The 17,839-nt window shown below is 55.1% G+C and carries 17 protein-coding genes; 9 read left to right on the top strand and 8 right to left on the bottom strand.

The genetic code is table 11. The features are described from left to right. Window positions 1-202 precede the first annotated feature (202 nt). From RT197_RS06975 to RT197_RS06960, 4 genes are all read right to left on the bottom strand, one after another. Entirely contained in the window at window positions 203-682 is a 480-nt protein-coding gene (locus tag RT197_RS06975; protein WP_312948680.1) for a YbjN domain-containing protein, read from the bottom strand. 88 nt (window positions 683-770) lie between these two features. Beyond that, the gene (gene rimK / locus RT197_RS06970; protein WP_312948678.1) at window positions 771-1,673 is read right to left on the bottom strand and encodes a 30S ribosomal protein S6--L-glutamate ligase; all 903 of its coding nucleotides are present in this window, start codon (window positions 1,671-1,673) and stop codon (window positions 771-773) included. A 49-nt stretch (window positions 1,674-1,722) separates the two neighbouring features. Further along, window positions 1,723-2,445, bottom strand: a complete 723-nt coding sequence (gene nfsA, locus RT197_RS06965) for an oxygen-insensitive NADPH nitroreductase (RefSeq protein ID WP_312948676.1) — start codon at window positions 2,443-2,445, stop codon at window positions 1,723-1,725. Window positions 2,446-2,556: 111 nt separating this feature from the next. After that, window positions 2,557-2,925 (bottom strand): inner membrane protein YbjM, encoded by a 369-nt coding sequence (locus RT197_RS06960; protein WP_312948674.1) that lies wholly within the window; start codon window positions 2,923-2,925, stop codon window positions 2,557-2,559. Window positions 2,926-3,199: 274 nt separating this feature from the next. Here RT197_RS06960 and RT197_RS06955 point away from each other — a divergent pair, with 274 nt between their 5' ends. Then, the gene (locus RT197_RS06955) at window positions 3,200-4,885 is read left to right on the top strand and encodes an aspartate:alanine antiporter (protein WP_312948672.1); all 1,686 of its coding nucleotides are present in this window, start codon (window positions 3,200-3,202) and stop codon (window positions 4,883-4,885) included. A 168-nt stretch (window positions 4,886-5,053) separates the two neighbouring features. Here RT197_RS06955 and RT197_RS06950 read toward each other — a convergent pair whose 3' ends face one another. Continuing rightward, entirely contained in the window at window positions 5,054-5,611 is a 558-nt protein-coding gene (locus tag RT197_RS06950; protein WP_312948670.1) for a TetR/AcrR family transcriptional regulator, read from the bottom strand. 91 nt (window positions 5,612-5,702) lie between these two features. On the opposite strand from RT197_RS06950, the gene RT197_RS06945 reads away from it, so the two are divergent. Further along, window positions 5,703-6,896, top strand: coding sequence for an MFS transporter (locus RT197_RS06945; protein WP_312948668.1), 1,194 nt, complete (start codon window positions 5,703-5,705; stop codon window positions 6,894-6,896). Next, entirely contained in the window at window positions 6,896-7,708 is an 813-nt protein-coding gene (locus RT197_RS06940) for a Cof-type HAD-IIB family hydrolase (protein WP_312948667.1), read from the top strand. Before RT197_RS06945 ends, RT197_RS06940 begins: the two co-directional genes overlap by 1 nt. A 37-nt stretch (window positions 7,709-7,745) precedes the next feature. On the opposite strand, the gene RT197_RS06935 is transcribed toward RT197_RS06940, so the two are convergent. Next, window positions 7,746-8,975, bottom strand: a complete 1,230-nt coding sequence (locus RT197_RS06935) for an MFS transporter (protein WP_312948666.1) — start codon at window positions 8,973-8,975, stop codon at window positions 7,746-7,748. 259 nt (window positions 8,976-9,234) lie between these two features. On the opposite strand from RT197_RS06935, the gene ybjG reads away from it, so the two are divergent. Continuing rightward, window positions 9,235-9,843 carry an undecaprenyl-diphosphate phosphatase gene (gene ybjG, locus RT197_RS06930; protein WP_312948665.1) on the top strand — a complete coding sequence of 203 codons (609 nt, stop codon included), beginning with the start codon at window positions 9,235-9,237 and terminating at the stop codon, window positions 9,841-9,843. A gap of 53 nt (window positions 9,844-9,896) precedes the next feature. Further along, entirely contained in the window at window positions 9,897-10,655 is a 759-nt protein-coding gene (deoR, locus tag RT197_RS06925; RefSeq protein WP_312948663.1) for a DNA-binding transcriptional repressor DeoR, read from the top strand. A gap of 2 nt (window positions 10,656-10,657) precedes the next feature. Here the strand turns inward: deoR and dacC are convergent, their stop codons facing one another. Next, window positions 10,658-11,860: a serine-type D-Ala-D-Ala carboxypeptidase gene (gene dacC, locus RT197_RS06920; RefSeq protein WP_312949462.1), complete on the bottom strand. Its 1,203-nt coding sequence runs from the start codon at window positions 11,858-11,860 to the stop codon at window positions 10,658-10,660. Between the two features lie 224 nt (window positions 11,861-12,084). Between dacC and RT197_RS06915 the strand changes: the two genes are divergently transcribed. From RT197_RS06915 to RT197_RS06900, 4 genes are all read left to right on the top strand, one after another. Beyond that, entirely contained in the window at window positions 12,085-12,711 is a 627-nt protein-coding gene (locus RT197_RS06915) for a glutathione S-transferase family protein (protein ID WP_312948661.1), read from the top strand. A gap of 174 nt (window positions 12,712-12,885) precedes the next feature. Continuing rightward, window positions 12,886-13,974: a 1,4-beta-xylanase gene (locus tag RT197_RS06910; protein ID WP_312948659.1), complete on the top strand. Its 1,089-nt coding sequence runs from the start codon at window positions 12,886-12,888 to the stop codon at window positions 13,972-13,974. A gap of 1 nt (window position 13,975) precedes the next feature. Continuing rightward, entirely contained in the window at window positions 13,976-15,262 is a 1,287-nt protein-coding gene (locus RT197_RS06905; RefSeq protein WP_312948657.1) for an ABC transporter substrate-binding protein, read from the top strand. 107 nt (window positions 15,263-15,369) lie between these two features. Beyond that, a complete protein-coding gene (locus RT197_RS06900; protein ID WP_312948655.1) occupies window positions 15,370-16,659 on the top strand; it encodes an ABC transporter substrate-binding protein in 1,290 nt (429 codons plus the stop codon). 17 nt (window positions 16,660-16,676) lie between these two features. On the opposite strand, the gene RT197_RS06895 is transcribed toward RT197_RS06900, so the two are convergent. After that, entirely contained in the window at window positions 16,677-17,789 is a 1,113-nt protein-coding gene (locus tag RT197_RS06895; RefSeq protein WP_312948653.1) for a PQQ-dependent sugar dehydrogenase, read from the bottom strand. Window positions 17,790-17,839 lie beyond the last annotated feature (50 nt).

The following is a 17,839-nucleotide window of genomic DNA, read 5'->3' as shown; positions in this document are numbered from 1 at the left end:
AAGAATAACTGTAGCCAGAGTGAGAGACCATAGCCCAGATTAAAAAACGCTGTTTATCAATTTTTTATGCAGTTTTTGTCTATGGGATAAGCCAAAACATCGGAAAGGGAGGTGAATAATTCTTTAAAACCAGGTTACAGGCAGAATAAACAAAGGCAATACGCAGCCGCCACGGTAGCGACTGCGTTAAATAGCAGGAGGATCAGTGAAGAAAATGGTACTGGACGTCTTCTTTTTGTCCGTCTTCGTCTTCAGACGTAAACAGCAGCTGGTTTGCACCCGCCTCAAGAATGACCATCGAAATTTGCTCTTCGCCGTGGCTGACAAACCAGGCAAATTGCTCTTTCGTGATCCCCGGCACGGCGGATAAAGAATGGCAGACCACCAGTTTTGGTAGGTTATCATCCTGAATATCAAGAAAAGCTTTAACCGTCAGCGAGCTGGCGTTAATCGCCGATAAATCACAGGCCAGCGCGAGAAGCGCGGAAGGCTTTACCTCAGCCAGCGCCGAAAACAAAACCACGTTATCGACAATGTCGATTTTGGCGTCGAAAATGCCTTCGAAGTTCTGCATATGCGGGAGGTGCAACGCCTGGCAGGTATCACACTCGAAAAAGCTAATTCCCAGTTCGTCGAGCCATTGACGTAACGTGTCCAGACCCGGAACGACGAGTGAATCCATAGTGCGTACAACCTCGTGAAAGAAAAATATCAGCGCCATAGCTTACGCAAAAAGCGCCGAACATACCATGACGAGCGACGAAAATGCGTTATCCGCCAATTTTCAGGCAGTACTCTGGCGTTGCATGGCACTCAATCCACTGGATCATGCGGCTGGCGATATCAATGCCGGTGGTCTTCTCAATGCCTTCCAGCCCGGGCGAAGCGTTAACTTCCATCACCAGCGGCCCGCGATTTGCCCGCAGGATGTCGACCCCGGCCACGTCCAGTCCTAACGTCTGGGCCGCAGTAATGGCGATCTGCCGTTCACGCTCGGTAATGCAGGCCACTTTCGCCACCCCACCCCGATGTAAATTGGAGCGAAAATCGCCCTCTTTCGCGCAGCGTTCAATAGCGGCCACGACGCTATCGCCCACCACCAGGCAGCGAATATCGTGGCCTTTGGCTTCTTCGATATATTCCTGCACCAGAATGTGCGCGTTCAGGCCGCGAAAGGCATCAATCACGCTTTCTGCCGCCTGTCGGGTTTCCGCCAGCACCACACCAATCCCCTGGGTGCCTTCTACCAGTTTCACCACCAGCGGCGCGCCGCCCACCATCTCGATAAGATCGCTGGTGTCATCCGGCGAGTGCGCCATGCCGGTGACCGGTAAATCAATGCCTTTACGCGCCAGTAATTGCATTGAGCGTAGTTTGTCGCGCGCGCGGGAGATGGCGACGGATTCATTCAGCGGATAGCTGCCGAGTAACTCAAACTGCCGCAGTGCTGCCGTCCCGTAAAAAGTGATGGCGGAACCGATGCGCGGGATCACCGCGTCAAAATGCGGGAGCTGGCGGCCTTTATAGTGAATGGAGGAAACCGAGGGATTGATATTCATATAGCAGGAGAGCGGGTCGAGGATTTCGACCAGATGGCCGCGTTGCATCGCGGCCTCTCGCAGACGTTTACAGGACCAGAGCGTTCCGTCCCGGGACAAAATGGCAATTTTCACCCTTTACCTCTCTGAGAAAACCTGAAAAACCGTCGTATCATACAGATTACTAGCGCGTTGCCCAGCCCTGCTTATGCAAATAGTCGAGGATAAAAGGACGGCTTTCTTTAATGATGGTGCGGCGAATATGGTCACTCCACGTATCGCGGCGGGCATTGCTGTCGCGAGTCAGATAATAGTTCGCCAGTTGCTCATCGTAGTGGGCAAGTTGCGTATCATCGAGCGGCTGGTAGTGATTTTCATGAACCAGCATGGCCTGCGGCATTCGGGGTTTAACCTGCGGGTCGTCCGCAGGCCAGCCGAGGCACAGGCCAAACAGTGGCAGAACATATTTCGGCAACTGCAACAGCTCGGTGACCGCTTCGATGCTGTTACGGATACCGCCGATGTATACACCGCCCAGCCCCAGGGACTCCGCAGCGGTCATCGCGTTTTGCCCCAGCATGGCGGTATCAACCGCGCCGAGCAGCAGTTGCTCGGCAAGTCCGAGCTGTGCATCCGGGCAGATTTGCTGATTACGGTTGAAATCGGCGCAAAACACCCAGAACTCGGCGGCTTCGGCAACGTGCTGCTGCCCGCCGGTTAGCGTCACCAGCGTTTCGCGCATCTGGCGGTCGGTCACCCGAATAATGGAACTGCACTGTAAAAAGCTGGAACTGGAGGCGGACTGGGCGCTGGCTAAAATAGCGTGGCGCTGCTCATCGGTAATCGGGCGATCGGTGAAATGGCGAATTGAGCGATGGCTACGCAGAAGATCAATAGTCGGCGTCATTACATTTTCCTGTCTGGCATAAAGAATTTAATGCTCCCCTGTCCGACAACGGCCGGGGAGCCACACCAGTATAGGGTAGATCTTTTCGGCGTTTTTTACCGAAAGCCCACGTTATTTGCTTTTACTCTCCAGCAAAGAGCTGATGAACAAAAAGCATAACGCCCCCAGCGCGCACCAGAAAACCGCGCTTAACAACCACGCCAGCTCCTGCCACAGCGAGCGCTGGGAAACAAAAAACAGACGCATCACCACCAGACACAGCGGCGCGGCAAGCATTGCGCCCAGTAAAGGCCGAATTACCCGATGCCGGGCCGACATAAAGCTGGCCGCAGCGCCTGGCAGAATAAAAAACAACAGGCCCAGCTCCGGATTCCCGGAAGCCCGAAAAGCCCCCTGCACTTTCATTGTCAGAGAAAGGCAAACCACTATAAAGAGTAAAAAGCAGCAGATAATTCCCGCCCAACCCCGTTCAGACTTCAAAGGATCCTCCTGATTCTTTCTCTATCGAACCCACTTTTAGCCATTAATGGCACCCAGTCTGATAAAGCATGACGGCATTCCTTGCCCAAAAAGCACCTACGCGAGTACATACGATTGTTACTAGCCGTCGCATTCAGGAACGATTAAACTAGCGCTCTGTTTCAGGTAATAAACAGGCGCGCGTTGTTGTTAATGGCTTTCAAACCTGCGTCAAACAGTAGCCCAAAAAACTATCTCTTTCAACACGTTACTCGTAAACAAGAAGTTAGCTTCCGTGAATATAAACGTCGCAGAATTGTTAAACGGGAATTACATCCTGTTATTATTTGTTGTTCTTGCACTGGGTCTTTGCCTTGGTAAATTACGCCTGGGTTCAGTACAACTCGGTAATTCCATTGGCGTTTTGGTCGTCTCGTTATTACTGGGACAGCAGCACTTCAGCATTAACACAGATGCGTTAAATTTGGGCTTTATGCTGTTTATTTTTTGTGTTGGCGTTGAAGCCGGACCCAATTTTTTCTCTATTTTTTTTCGCGATGGTAAGAATTATTTAATGTTGGCGCTGGTGATGGTCGGTAGCGCTCTGCTGATTGCCCTGGGTTTGGGCAGGCTGTTCGGCTGGGATATCGGCCTGACGGCCGGTATGCTGGCGGGCTCCATGACATCTACCCCGGTGCTGGTTGGCGCAGGAGACACCCTCCGCCATTCGGGAATGCAGGGCAGCCAACTGGCCCAGGCGCTTGATAACTTAAGCCTGGGTTATGCACTGACGTATCTCATCGGCCTCGTCAGCCTGATTTTCGGCGCGCGCTATTTACCAAAACTTCAGCATCAGGATCTGCAAACCAGCGCACAGCAAATCGCCCGCGAGCGCGGCCTGGATGCAGACGTTAACCGTAAGGTGTATTTACCGGTGATCCGCGCCTATCGCGTTGGCCCGGAACTGGTCGAGTGGGCCGACGGCAAAAACCTGCGCGAGCTGGGGATTTACCGTCAGACCGGCTGTTACATTGAGCGCATCCGCCGTAACGGTATTCTGGCAAACCCGGACGGCGACGCGGTGCTGCAGATGGGCGATGAGATCGCGCTGGTCGGCTACCCGGATGCCCACGCCCGTCTCGACCCCAGCTTCCGCAACGGTAAGGAAGTGTTTGACCGCGATTTGCTGGATATGCGCATCGTGACCGAAGAGATCGTCGTCAAAAACCACAACGCAGTGGGCCGCCGCCTGGCGCAGCTTAAGCTGACCGATCACGGCTGCTTTTTAAACCGGGTGATCCGCAGCCAGATTGAAATGCCGATTGATGACAACGTGGTGCTGAACAAAGGGGACGTTCTCCAGGTGAGCGGCGACGCCCGCCGGGTCAAAACCATCGCCGATCGCATCGGCTTTATTTCCATTCACAGCCAGGTCACGGATCTGCTGGCCTTCTGCGCCTTCTTTATTGTCGGCCTGATGATCGGCATGATCACCTTCCAGTTCAGCTCGTTCAGCTTTGGTGTCGGTAACGCGGCGGGTCTGCTGTTCGCCGGGATCATGCTCGGTTTCCTGCGCGCCAACCATCCGACCTTCGGCTACATCCCGCAGGGCGCACTGACAATGGTAAAAGAGTTTGGCCTGATGGTCTTTATGGCGGGCGTCGGGTTAAGCGCCGGAAGCGGTATCGGTCACGGCCTCGGCGCGATTGGCGGACAAATGCTGATCGCCGGTTTACTCGTCAGTCTCGTGCCCGTGGTGATCTGCTTTTTGTTCGGTGCCTACGTGCTGCGCATGAACCGCGCGCTGCTGTTTGGCGCGATGATGGGCGCACGCACCTGTGCGCCAGCGATGGAAATCATCAGTGATACTGCCCGCAGCAATATTCCCGCGCTGGGCTATGCGGGCACCTATGCGATCGCCAACGTGCTGCTGACGCTGGCGGGGACGCTGATTATCATTATCTGGCCCGGCTTAGGATAAAACTGAAGTTAGCGGTGAAACGAAATTATTTTGCAACTGCGGAGAACTTTTCGCAGGGTCGCCAGTCTTAATTAGTGCCACTGCTTTTCTTTGATGTCCCCAAATTTGTGGAGCCCATCAACCCCGCCGTTTTGGTTCAAGGTTGATGGGTTTTTTATTGCCTGAAATTTACTCTCTCCCCGCTCTCTCACCCGCAATCCTCGCCACCATACGGCGGATTTCATCGCGCGTCAGCGGCTGGCGGTCAATCACGTAATGCAGCGTCATGCCTTCGATAAAGGCGTCCAGCGCGCGGGCAGTGACCGGGTCAAACCAGCGTTCCAGCGTCTGCTGGCTGCGCAGCATCCAGTTTTGCATCACCTCTTTCAGCGCCGGTTTTTTACTGATATAGGCATACAGCTGGTACATCAGTTCCATATTCCTCGCGGTGGTCATCTGGGCGCTGAAAATTAACGCCGTGATAGCCTCTGCCGCCTGCTCGCGGTTATCCACATGGTCAAAAAATGCTAAATACTGGACCGACATTTGTTCGGTAAAACCGGCAAACGCCTCTTCAAGCAGCGCGTCTATGCCGGTGAAATAGTAGGTCAGCGATCCCAGCGGCACCCCGGCGCACTGGGCAATTTTGCGGTGCGTAACCGCATTAATGCCATGAGCGGCGATGGTTTCCAGGGTGGCCAGCAGGATTTTTTCCCGGCGATGGGGATCGTTAGGAGCACGAGCCATTAAAATTCCTCATAGCGAGTTTATGTACAAATGTACAACGACTTGCTAGTGTTGTCTGCGGTAAATTTTATTGTGCATAGGGAAAACAGCAATGACGCCACGCAAGGCCCTACAGTTACGCACCTGGGCGCTGTTCATGTTCTTTTTTATACCCGGCCTGTTAATGGCCTCCTGGGCTTCACGAACTCCCGCAATTCGCGATGTCTTATCCGTCTCGACGGCGGAAATGGGGATCGTGCTGTTTGGCCTGTCCATTGGCTCGATGAGCGGCATTCTTTGCTCGGCCTGGCTGGTTAAACGTTACGGCACGCGCAAGGTGATCCGTATCACGATGCTGGGCGCGGCGCTGGGGATGCTGGTTATGAGTGCAGCATTATGGTGCGCATCGGCAACGTTTTTTGCCTTCGGGCTGGCGGTGTTTGGCGGCAGTTTCGGCTCGGCGGAAGTCGCCATTAACGTTGAGGGCGCGACGGTGGAGCGCGAAATCAATAAAACGGTGCTGCCGATGATGCACGGTTTTTACAGCTTCGGTACGCTGGTCGGCGCAGGCATTGGCATGACGCTGACCGCCCTGGGCATCAGCGCGAATATTCATATTCTGCTGGCCGGGCTGGCGGCGTTTGCCCCTATTCTCATCTGCATTAAAGCCATCCCGGACGGCACGGGCCAGGATAGCGAAGAGTCAAAAGCCGCCGGGGAAAAGGGGCTGCCGTTTTATCGCGATGTGCAGCTGATGCTGATTGGCGTGGTGGTGCTGGCGATGGCGTTTGCCGAAGGCTCCGCCAACGACTGGCTGCCGCTGCTGATGGTGGACGGCCACGGCTTCAGCCCGACTTCCGGCTCGCTGATCTATACCGGTTTCACCCTCGGCATGACTCTCGGTCGCTTCAGCGGCGGCTGGTTTATTGACCGTTACAGCCGGGTGGCAGTGGTACGCGCCTGTGCAATCATGGGCGCGCTGGGCATTGGTCTGATTATCTTCGTCGATAGCCCCTGGGTGGCGGGCGTGTCGGTCCTGCTGTGGGGACTGGGGGCGTCACTGGGCTTCCCGCTGACCATTTCGGCCGCCAGCGATACCGGCCCGGACGCGCCGACGCGGGTGAGCGTGGTCGCTATCACCGGCTACCTCGCCTTCCTGGTCGGCCCGCCGCTGCTCGGCTTCCTCGGCGAGCATTATGGCCTGCGCAGCGCAATGATGCTGGTGCTCGGGCTGGTGATTATTGCCGCGCTGGTCGCCAGGGCGGTCGCAAAACCTGAATCCAAACCTGCTATGGAGAGTCATTGATGGGCATCAAACTTATCGCCGTCGACATGGATGGCACCTTTCTCAGCGATGCTAAAATTTATAATCGCGAACGTTTCATGGCGCAGTATCAGCAGATGAAACAGCGCGGCATTCGCTTTGTGGTAGCGAGCGGCAATCAGTATTATCAGCTCATCTCCTTCTTCCCGGAGATCGCCCATGAGATTGCGTTCGTCGCTGAAAACGGCGGCTGGGTAGTGGATGCCGGAGAAGATGTGTTCAACTGTAATGTGCCTGATGACCATTTCAGCGCGGTAGTGGAACACCTCCAGACGCTGGCGGATATCGAAATTATCGCCTGCGGCAAAAACAGCGCCTATACCCTGCGCCGCTACGATGATGCCTTTAAGGCCATTGCCGCGAAGTATTATCACCGCCTGGAAGAGGTCGATAGCTTTGACGATCTCGACGACACCTTCCTGAAATTCGGACTGAATATTCCCGATACCCTGGTGCCGGAAATGCAGGCGTCTTTACACGCCTCGCTCGGCAATATGATGACCGCCGTGACCACCGGGCACGGCAGCATTGATTTGATTATTCCGGGTATTCATAAAGCCAACGGCCTGCGGCTGTTGCAACAGCGCTGGAATATCGACGACAGCGAAGTGGTGGCGTTTGGCGACAGCGGCAACGATATCGAAATGCTGCGTCAGGCGAAATACAGCTTTGCAATGTCCAATGCTTCAGAAGTCGTGAAAGCGGTGGCCCGCTTTGAGGCACCGCGGAATAACGATGAGGGCGTGCTGGGAATTATCGATAAGGTGTTAAAACAGGAAACGCCTTTTAATTAACGTTTATTGAGCCGGACAATCGTCCGGCTCCTTATTATTAATCCCGTGAATTCCCCACCGTTTTATCTTTCAGGAAAATCACTATCAGCCCGACCCATATCAGGCCGTTTGCCAGATTAAACAGGCTGAACAGGCCGTTGCCCCCCAGCAGATACGCATGTTTACTCACTTCAATGCCGACGGTGAAAATCAGCATTTGCAGCATCCCCATGGCGGCGGAAACCGTGCCTTTACTCATCTCGCTGGCAAACAGCGTCAGGCGAACCAGCCCGGCGTTGGCTACCCCGATGCCGAAGGCATACAGGCTTAGCCCCAGCGTCATCCACAGATAGGCATGTGAAGAAACCACCGTCGCCACTGCCGAAACCAGCAGCCCGGCGACAATCGGCCAGCCGCCCATAATGATGAGTGAACGTATGGTACGCCGCGATGTCAGCCGCGCCAGCACCAGATTGCCCATGATCAGCGCGCCAAAAACAGGCACCTGAAGAAGACCATACTCATAGCTGGTAGCCTGCTCGCCGGTAATGATGATAATGGGCGACTGGGCGATCCACGCCAGTAGCGGCAGGCTGACAAACCCGCCCGCCAGCGCGCCCGCCACAAAGCGTCCGTTCTTCATCACCAGTTTGTAGTCGTGCCCCAGCTCGCGCAGGGACAGTTTCTCACCGAGACGCGTCGCGGTTTCCGGCATCGCCCGTTGCAGGCCAAAAAAAGCGATAGCGGAGAGGACAGCGAACAGCACAAACATGGTTTCCCATGGGGCGACGTGCACCCATGCGGCGCCCACCAGCGGTCCCAGCAGCGGCGCAATCAGCGCCACATTCGCCATCAGCGCGGTGATTTTGATGCACACCGCTTCCTCATAGGATTCCTGGATCGCGGCGTAGCCCACCGCGCCGATAAAGCACAGGCTGATACCCTGCAAAAAACGCAGCGCGGTGAACTGTTCGATATTTTGCGCCAGCAGCGTCGCCAGGCAGGTCACGATAAACCATATCACCCCGGTCAGCATCACAGGGCGACGGCCAATACGATCTGAAAGCGGCCCCAGCAGCCACTGGAGAAACATGCCGCCAGCCAGGTAGGCGGTCATTGACGTCGGCACCCATTCAATCCCGGCCTGGTATTGCTCAACCACCGCCAGCATCCCCGGCTGGATCATGTCATTGCCGATATAGGTAGAGAACTCGTAGAGTACCAGACATAGCGGAAACAGCAGTGCCTGACGGCCCAGACGTTTGCCGGAAGATAATTGATTTTGCATGGAATCTCTTAATAAGGAAAAAACGCGCCAAGTGTAATCAAATGCTGCATTTGGCGATAGCGGATAAAGTGCTGCCCGTAAAATGAAGTGATTAAGGTTAGCTTAATGTTGCAGGCTTACCTTAATCAGGTCGATCAGTTTCTTAAACAGTCCATAAACATCTGGATATATAAGATAAAACCGCTTTACCCCCTCCCGACTGACTCTTAATGTGAGCAGCCCCGGAACAGTGCGATGCTTTTACATCAGGTACGGAATAATGCTGGAAAATATCAATTACGCCCTTTTCAATCTTATTAACGCCACGCCGGATTCTCCCCCGTGGAGCCTGACGGTGGCACGCATGGTTGCCGACGACCTGATTAAAATCGTCCCGCTGATGGCCATCGCGCTCTGGCTGTGGGGGCCACGCAGCCAGGTCTGCGCCCAGCGCCAGCTGGTTGTCAAAGTCACCCTGGCGATGGTGGTCAGCCTGACCCTTTCCTGGTTTATCGGCACCCTTTTCCCGCACGAGCGCCCGTTTGCGGCGGGCGTAGGTTATAACTTCCTTAGCCATAAAGCCAATAACGCCTTTCCCAGTAACCACGGCACTATCGCCTTTACCTTCGCGCTGGCATTCGTGTGCTGGCATCGCCTGTGGTCAGGGGCGATCCTGCTGATGATGGCCTGCGCCATTGCCTGGTCGCGCGTTTATCTCGGCGTCCACTGGCCGCTGGATATGCTGGGCGGTCTGCTGGCGGCGATGACCGGCTGTATGGTCGCGCAGATAATCTGGCTGCTGGCCGGTACGTTGATTTATCAGCGGCTGCAACAGCTTTACCGGATCGGCTTCTCAGTGCCGATCCGCAAAGGGTGGGTGCGTGACTAGCGGCCTGCGGGCAGGTAATATTGCTCGCTGACGAAAACATCTGCCGGGGAATTATGGAAACGCGACGTGACGAACGGATTGGCAAACTGATCCATGCGCTGAAACGCAGCGATAAACTGCATCTTAAAGAGGCCGCGGCCCTGCTTGATGTTTCAGAGATGACCATCCGTCGCGACCTCAACAGCCACGGCGGGCCGGTGGTGTTACTCGGCGGTTATATCGTACTGGAGCCACGCGGGGCCAGCCACTACCTCATCAGCGATCAAAAAACCCGGCTGGTGGAGGAGAAACGCACGGCGGCACGCCACGCGGCCGCGCTGCTTAAAGCGCATCAGATGGCGTTTTTTGACTGCGGCACCACCACGCCGTGGATTATCGAAGCCATTAGCGACGACCTCCCCTTCACCGGTGTCTGTTACTCGCTTAACACTTTTCTCGCGCTCCAGGAAAAACCCCTGTGCCGGGTGATCCTCTGCGGCGGCGAGTTTCACGCCAGCAATGCCATTTTCAAACCGCTGACGCTTCAGGAAACGCTGGGCCATTTAAGCCCGGATATCGCGTTTTACTCCGCTGCGGGGATTGATCCGCACCACGGGGCAACCTGTTTTAATCTTGATGAACTGCCGGTTAAACAGTGGGCGATGCGCCATGCGCGCTACCATGTGCTGGTGGTGGATCACAGTAAATTTGGCAAGGTGCGCCCGGCGCGGATGGGTGAATTAACCTGCTTTGACGCCATCGCCAGCGATCGCCAGCCCGATGAAGAACTGACGGCGCTGGCGAAAGCGCAGTCGATAGATTTACTCTATTGACCTTAAGAGAACCAGCTGCCGAACCATTCGTGGAATTTCATCAGCACGTAATCCCACATGCGACCGAAGAATCCGCCCTCTTCCACCGCTTCCATCACTACCAGCGGGCGCTGCTCAATGGTTTTGTCATTCAACTTAAAGTCGATGGTGCCCACCACCTGGCCTTTCTCCAGCGGCGCGGTAAGCTGCGGCTGGGTCAGCGAATAGCTGGCTTTCAGATTCTTAAGCTGCCCTCTGGGGATAGTGACTGAACCCGCCTCACCCGCGCCCAGCTTCGCTTCGCTGGTATTACCAAACCACACGCGCTGATTCACAAAGGTCGCTTCAGGTTTAATCGGCGTCACGGTTTCGTAAAAGCGGAAACCCCAGGTCAGCAGTTTTTCAGATTCATTAAAGCGGATGCGGTCCGTTTTGGTGCCAAGAACCACGGAAATCAGGCGCATATCGCCCTGGGTGGCGGAGGCCACCAGGTTATAGCCTGCACCTGCGGTGGTCCCGGTTTTTACGCCGTCGGCGTTCAGCCCGGTGCTCCACAGCAGCCGGTTACGGTTAGGCTGGCGGATTTTGTTGAAGGTGTACTCTTTTTCTTTGTGGATGGCGTACTCATCCGGCACGTCATGGATCATGGCTTTGGTCAGCAGCGCCATGTCGCGCGCGGTACTGAATTGTCCCGGCGCATCCAGCCCGTGTACCGTTTTAAAGGTGGTATTGGTCAGCCCCAGCTTCTGCGCGTAGTTGTTCATCAAACTGATGAAGGCATCCTGGCTGCCCGCGACATGATCGGCAATGGCGATACTGGCATCGTTGCCGGACTGAATAATCACGCCTTTATTGAGATCCTCTACCGAAACCTGGTCGCCTGGCTTCAGGAACATCAGCGAGGAGCCGCGCAGCGCCGGGTTGCCGGTCGCCCACGCATCTTTGCCAATAGTGACCATATCGGTCAGCTTGATCTTACCCGCTTTTAACGCCTGCCCGGTCACATAGCTGGTCATGATCTTGGTTAAACTTGCCGGATCGAGTTGCTGATCGGCGTTGTTCTCGGCAAGCACTTTGCCGCTGGCGTAATCAATCAGGATCCATGCACGCGCATCGAGGCTGGGCGCAGCGGGAAGCTGTTCAGCCGCCTGCAGCGCGGGCGAAACGAGAAGTAACAGAGTCGAGCCAGCCATAAGGCCGCGCAGAGAAAAAACGGAACGCGTCATAAATGCCACCCAAATGTCCTTTTAAATCACACAAACATTACATGTTGCTATCACTCAAACGCAATAACTTACACGTCTGTGAGTCACTTTTTTGAATTTTACGCAATATCGTTTACTGATGCTGTAATCAGAGCGATTTCTTTGATCCCGGTTGCCTAAATGTTTACTTTATTTCAACATAATCTTAAACACTCTCTTCGTATCCGATGACAAGGCAGGTATCTATGATCACGCTGTGGGGCAGAAATAACTCAACAAATGTTAAAAAAGTGCGCCTGACGCTGGAGGAACTGGAGCTTCCGTATCAGCAAATTCTTGCCGGGCTTGAATACGGCCTCAACCATGACGCCGACTATCTGGCGATGAATCCTAATGGTCTGGTCCCACTGTTACGCGATGATGAAACCGACCTGATTTTATGGGAATCCAACAGCATCGTGCGCTATCTCGCCGCCCAGTATGGACAGAGCCGCCTGTGGCTTGATTCCCCGGCGGCCCGCGCGCAGGGCGATAAGTGGATGGACTGGGCCAACGGCACCCTCTCCCCGGCGCACCGGGTGATTTTAATGGGGCTGGTGAGAACGCCGCCGGAGCAGCGCGATCATCAGGCGATTGCCGCCGGTATTGCCACCTGCGAATCGCTGTTTACCCTGCTGGATGAGGCGCTGGAACAACAGCCGTGGCTGTCAGGCGACGAATTCGGTCTTGGTGATATCGCCGTCAGCCCTTTTGTCTATAACCTGTTCAATACGGTGGATGAATGGCAGCCGCACCCGGCGCTGGAGCGCTGGTATCACGCTCTGGCAGAGCGTCCGGCATGGCGGAACGTGGTGATGATCCCGGTCACCTGATTGCCCGGCGGTGCGCCAGCCCGCGCACCGCATCGCCTGATTTATTCACCTCACTTATACCTGCTTTTTCTTAAGCTCGTTTTGTGAACGGCTCTGCATATTTTGTAGCCTGCTATTGCGCTCGCCTGCTGATTAATAAAGATTAGCTAATCTTATTACCCCAAGGAGTGAAGCATGACTTTTCAGTGGAGTGAAGCACAGGCGCAGGGATGGTATCAGCAGCACGGCTGGGCCTGCGGTTTTAATTATTTGCCGCAAACGGCGGTGAACTGGACCGAGATGTGGCAGCGGGAAACCTTCGACCCGGAAACGATTGACCGCGAACTGGGCTGGGCCGAGGAATATGGCTACAACGCTCTGCGCACCAATCTGCCTTTTATCATCTGGGAAGAAGATCGCGACGGCCTGCTGGCGCGTATCGACCACTTTCTGGCTATCGCCGATCGTCACCATATTCAGGTGATGCTGACCCTGATGGACGACTGCGGATTTTCCGGCGACGAGCCGTTTAGCGGCCCACAAAAACCGCCGCGTCCGGGCGTACATAACAGCCAGGCTGCGGCCAGTCCGGGGCGCGCCATTGTGATGTCCCCCGCTGAATGGCCGCGTGTGGAGGCTTACGTCCGCGATGTACTCGGGCATTTTAAAGATGATACGCGCATCGCGATTTGGGATTTGTACAACGAACCGGGCAACCGTGGCGTTAACCTGACGGCAACGGAATCGATGGAAGTTGACGTAGCGCTTGAGGACTACGCGCTGAAGCTGATGATTGCCACCTTTGACTGGGCGCGCGCCGTCGGCCCGAGCCAGCCGCTGACCGTCGGGGCCTGGCATGTCGATCATCACCTTTACGGCCCTCTGGCCCATCCTGTTGACGCCGCCGCGCTGGAACTGTCCGACATCATCAGCTACCACAATTACAACACCGCCGCCCGGCAACTGGAAATGCTCGACATGCTGGCACAGCGCAAGCGCCCGGTGCTGTGTACCGAGTGGCTGGCACGCCACGCCGACTGCCACTTCAGCGAACAGCTTCCGCTGTTCAGCGCTTTTGAAACCGGCTGCTATCAGTGGGGACTGGTGCAGGGAAAAACGCAAACCTGGATCCCGTGGACCTGCTTCAACACCGGGCAAGCCGATCCACAGGCGCTCTGGTTTCATGATGTACTGACCCCGGAAGGAAAAGCCTGGAATGCGCAGGAAATGCGGCTCGTCAAACAGCTGACCGCATTCCGCCAAAAACGTCACGGAGGAAAATAAAATGCAAAAACTGGTTCCTTTACTGCTGGCCTGCTGCTGCGCCGGGATGGTCGCCCCCAGCTGGAGCGCCGATAAAGTCGAACTGCGCTTCTCATGGTGGGGCGGCAAAGCGCGTAATACCGCCACCCTTGAGGCATTAAAAGCCTTTGAAGCCAAATATCCTGATATTACGGTTAAGGCCGAATATACCGGCTGGGATGGTTATTACTCGCGCCTGACCACGCAAATTAACAGCGGCACCGAAGCGGACGTGATCCAGACCAACTGGAACTGGCTGACCATTTTGTCGAAAAAAGGCGACGGCTTTTACGATCTGAATCTGGTGAAAGACCAGCTGGATCTGGGCCAGTTCTCAGCGGAATCGCTGGCGACCACCCGCGTAAACAACAAAATTAACGCCATCCCGCTCTCCACCAACGTAATGCTGTTTTTCTACAATGCCGAAACCTGGAAAAAAGCGGGCATCGACTATCCGAAAAACTGGGATGAGCTGCTTAAGGCCGGTCAGCAATTTAAAAGCAAACTTGGGGACAATTACTTCCCGCTGATCCTCGGCGAGCAGGACGGCCTGCTGTTGCTGCGTTCTTATATGTACCAGAAGTATCAGAAGCCGATACTTGACGAAAAGGAGCGCAAGCTTAACTGGACGCATGAAGAATGGGTGGAAGCCTTCACTTTCTATCAACAGCTGGTGGATAACCATGTCATCCCCAATGCCAAATATATGGCGTCTTTCGGCAAGGGCGTGAACTATGAAATGAAGCCGTGGATCAACGGTGAATGGGCGGGATTATACAGCTGGAATGCGCTGTATCCGGCTGAATCGCAAAACCTGAAAGCGCCGTCCGATTTAGTGGTGGGTCCCTATCCGATGATGCCAGATGCAAAAGATGCCGGACAGTTCCAGAAAACGGCGCTGATGTACTCCATCGGGCGCTCGACAAAACATCCACAAGAAGCGGCGCTGTTGCTGAACTTCCTGGTCAACGATCCGGCTGGGGTCATTCCCGGCGGGCTTGAGCGCGGCGCGCCGTTAAGCAAAACCGCCGATCAAGCGTTACGCGAGAAAGGCATTCTTTCCGATAACGATCCGGTGATCGGCGGACTGCTTCAGTCCTTTGCCCTGCCTAACGCCTCCAAAGCCTCGCCGTATCTGGAAGACGTCCAGTTCCTGACCCAGTTCACCGCCGCGCGGGATAAAATCGATTACGGCAAAGCCTCTGTTGAGCAGGCCGTTACCGACTTTGAAGCCCAGTCAAACCGAATTTTACGCCGCGTCATGCGCTGATCCGTTTTATTAAGGGTTAGGGGGAAATCTCCCCTTAACCTTTCTTCGCGGTGACTCTTCGCCGCCATTAATTTCAGCCTTATGAAACCGTATTTGAGGGAACCCGAATGAAAAAATACCTGTCCCTGCTCCTCGTCTGTGGCTGCTGTGCAGGCGCCCTCACCCCGGCGTGGAGCGCCGAAAAAGTGGAATTACGCCTCGCATGGTGGGGAGGCAAAGCGCGTAATATGGCAACCCTCGAAGCAATGAAAGCCTTCGAGGCGAAATACCCGAATATCAGCGTTAAAGGTGAATTCACCGGCTGGGACGGCTTTTATTCACGCCTGACAACTCAGATTAATAGCGGCACGGAAGCGGATGTTATTCAGACCAACTGGAACTGGCTGACGATATTATCGAAAAAAGGCGACGGCTTTTACGATCTTAATCAGGTGAAAGACCAGCTCGATTTAAATCAGTTCTCTCCGGCTTCGCTGGCCACCACCACCGTGAATGGCAAAATTAACGGCGTCCCGCTCTCCAGCAACGTGATGCTGTTCTATTACAACGCCGTGACCTGGAAAAAAGCCGGTATCGACTATCCGAAAAACTGGGACGAATTGATGCAGGCGGGCCAGACGTTCAAAGAGAAACTCGGCGATAACGCCTTCCCGCTAATTATTGGCGAGCAGGATGGCCTGCTGCTTCTGCGCTCGTATATGTATCAGAAATATCAAAAGCCGCTGCTGGATGAAAAAGCCCGCAAGCTGGCGTGGACGCATGAGGAACTGGTCGAAGCCTTTACCTTTTTAAAAACGCTCACGGATAACCACGTTGCGCCCGACACGAAATACATGGCGTCCTTTGGCAAGGGCATGATGTATGAAATGAAACCGTGGATTAACGGCGACTGGGCCGGGCTGTACGGCTGGAGCGCGATGTACCCGACGCTGGCGAATAACCTGAAAACGTCCGCCGATCTGGTTTTAGGCCCGTATCCGATGCTTCCCGGCGCGAAAGATGCCGGGCAGTTTCAGAAAACGGCGCTGATGTTCTCGCTCGGACGCTCGACAAAACATCCGCAAGAAGCGGCCCTGCTGGTGAATTTCCTGGTCAGCGATCCCGCAGGCGTTCGCGCCACGGGTCTTGAGCGCGGCGCACCTATCAGCAAAATTGCCGAAAAAACCCTGCGCGAGGCGAATATTTTGTCCGATAAAGACCCGTCGGTTCAGGGCTTGCAGCAGTATTACCAGCTACCGAACCGTTCATTCTCATCGCCTTACCTGGAAGATCTTCAGTTCCTGGCGCAGTTTACCGCCGCGCGGGAAAGCATTGATTACGGTAAAAAAACCATCGATCAGGCCGCGACGCAGTTTGAGGAACAGTGCAACCGCATTCTGCGCCGCGTGATGCGCTAAACATCCCGCCGCCCCGTCTAACCGGCGGGGCTAACCTTAAGCAGTTCCCCGTCCGACTCGTCCGTTAAGACATATAAATAGCCATCCGGTCCTGTGCGCACATCGCGAATGCGCTGTTTTTTATCGCCGAGAATGCGCCCGTCTTCCGTCACTTTATTCCCGTTCACGCTCATCACGATCACATCCTGATCTTTCAGCGCGCCGATAAACAGTTTATTTTTCCACTGCGGGAAGGTATCGGCGTTATAAAACGCCATCCCGCTTATCGCCGGGGATTTTTTCCAGTAATAGACTGGCTGTTCCGTTCCGGCGACGATTTCCCCCTTCGCTTCAGGGATCGGCAGCCCGCTATAGTTAATACCCCAGGTCGCCAGCGGCCAGCCGTAATTTTTGCCTTTTTCAGGAATATTGATTTCATCGCCACCGCGCGGGCCGTGCTCGTTCAGCCACAGCGTATTGCTCCATGGATTCATGGCCATTCCCTGCGGATTGCGGATGCCGTAAGACCAGATTTCCGGGCGTGCACCCGCCTGCTTCACAAAGGGGTTATCGTCCGGGATCTTGCCCTGATCGGTCAGGCGCACCACTTTGCCCTGGAGTTTATCGAGATCCTGCGCGGTAGGACGCTGGTTATTTTCCCCCAGCGCGATGTAAAGATAGCCCTTACCGTCGAAGACCAGCCGCCCGCCAAAGTGATTGCCGGTCGAGAGCTTCGGCATCTGGCGGAATACCACCTGAAAATCATCCAGCCGCGTCAGATCCTCACTTAAGCGACCATAGCCCACCGCTGTGCCCGCCTTGCCGTCATCGCCCGCTTCCGCAAAGCTTAGCCAGACGCGGCGCGAATCGGCAAAATCAGGAGCCAGCACCACATCCAGCAGTCCGCCCTGCCCGTTAGCCCAGACGCGAGGGACGCCGGTAATCGGATCGGAAATGCCTTTCCCGGCCTGCCAGTGACGAAGCTGACCGCCTTTCAGGGTGATCAGCAAGCCCTTATCCTCCGGCAAAAATGCCATTGACCACGGATGATCGAGCTTATTTTGCAGCACTTCCACATTCAGCGGGGCCGCCTGAAGCGGAGAAAGAAATAACACCGAACTTAAGACGGAGAGGGTCGCGAGTCGTTGCATGGCAGGCTCCTTATTTGCGCTATGCGTTAAGGTTAGCCAGCGGTCCCGGC

The organism is Superficieibacter sp. (genome assembly GCF_032071645.1).
GTDB lineage: Bacteria > Pseudomonadota > Gammaproteobacteria > Enterobacterales > Enterobacteriaceae > Superficieibacter.
This window is presented reverse-complemented; position numbering and strand designations above follow the sequence as displayed.